Below are 1,481 nucleotides of genomic sequence, written 5' to 3'. Positions count from 1 at the left end.
TTCCTGACTACGTTCACGTTCTTGCTAACGGCCAGATTATTAAGTCTGGTGGTAAGGAACTCGCGCTTGAGCTTGAAGAAAAGGGCTACGGCTGGTTAGGCATCGAAGAAGACAAAGCTTAGGGACACGGTAATGACCTTATTAAGTGATATTGATTTCGGTCTAAATAAGTCTTCTGACTTACCCGAGTCACTGAAAAAATATAGCGAAGAAAGTATGGCAGCCCTGTCACAAACGGCTGTGCCTACCCGAAAAACCGAAGCCTGGAAATACTCAGCGAAGCACTTGAAGCTTCCTGAAAGCTTTTCACCAGCAACGGCCATCGCTACCCCCTACCAAGTGAGCTACGAGCTTGATTGCAACACGATACTGATCGCCAATAATAATGCGCCAAGCTATGACGCTGATGCCTTGTCACAAGCGGGTATCACCATCAAAAGTTTGTCTTCTCTTGATGAGAAAGAGTGCGAGCTTGTCGCCAATAGCATAAGTAATTCTGCAGAGCATTTGCTGTTTGCAAAACTGAATGCGGGTTTGATGCAAGATGGCTTGTTCATCAACGTTGCGAAGAATACTCAACTGGGCAAACCACTCAAGTTGGTTTTTCATAGCAATGCTAGCGGCCTGAGCCAGCCACGCGTTTTCATTAACGTTGAAGCAAATGCCGAAGCAACCTTTATTGAAGAACTCGTCATTGACGCCGAAGAAGGTGCTCAAGGGCTTGTTAACAGTGTATGTGACCTGCGTATTGCTGATAATGCTCATGTAAAGTACTTGCGTATGAACCTTGAATCTACGCCAGCCAAGCAAATCGGTTTTACCGGTGTCGCGCTCTATCGTAACGCTAACTTCAAGAGCTACTCTTTAGGTTTGGGCAGCCAAGTGGGTCGTCACGACTTGCACGTGCAGATGTTAGAAGCAGGTGCTGAGTGTGATCTTAACGGTGTTACTGTCACCACCGGTCAGCAGCATTACGATAACCATACCTGTATCGAACATATTGCACCAAACTGCACCAGTAATGAGACTTACCGTTGTATTGCCGACAATAAGTCCCATATCGTCTTTAATGGCCGAATTCACATTCACCCGGACGCACAGAAGACCTTAGGTTCAATGAGTAACAAGAACCTTCTTCTTTCATCGTCTGCTGAAATCGATTCCAAGCCCGAGCTGGAAATTTATGCCGATGACGTGAAATGTGCTCACGGTACAACCATTGGTCAGTTAGACGAAACTGAACTGTACTACCTTAAAACGCGTGGCGTAACGCATGAACAGGCTCGCCTGATGCTAACCCTCGGTTTTGTATTGGAAGTGGTTCGGGCAGCCCCAATTGAAGCTATTGCAGACTTCTGGGAGCAGCAACTGGCAGAGCTGTTAAGTTACCCTTTAGATTAAATGATCGCGTCGTTAGTGCACCTGCGTCATAAAGAGCTATCAAGGTATTGAGTGATAAATGAATATTGAAAGTATTAGAG

At 45.9% G+C, this 1,481-nt stretch carries 1 protein-coding gene and 1 pseudogene; both read left to right on the top strand.

Annotated elements, in window-relative coordinates; all coding sequences use genetic code 11:
* Positions 1–122 (top strand): annotated as a pseudogene (gene sufC / locus A3756_RS26860) (Fe-S cluster assembly ATPase SufC); the annotation flags it as partial.
* A gap of 10 nt (positions 123–132) precedes the next feature.
* On the top strand, positions 133–1,401 hold the full coding sequence (sufD, locus tag A3756_RS23675) for a Fe-S cluster assembly protein SufD (RefSeq protein WP_068553455.1): 1,269 nt from the start codon (positions 133–135) through the stop codon (positions 1,399–1,401).
* The last annotated feature ends 80 nt before the right edge of the window (positions 1,402–1,481 follow it).

Source organism: Oleiphilus sp. HI0086, assembly GCF_001635225.1.
This window is presented reverse-complemented; position numbering and strand designations above follow the sequence as displayed.

Bases quoted from the DNA above. Each gene is read 5' to 3' on its own strand.
- sufD (WP_068553455.1), top strand. From the start codon at position 133: ATGACCTTATTAAGTGATATTGATTTCGGTCTAAATAAGTCTTCTGAC.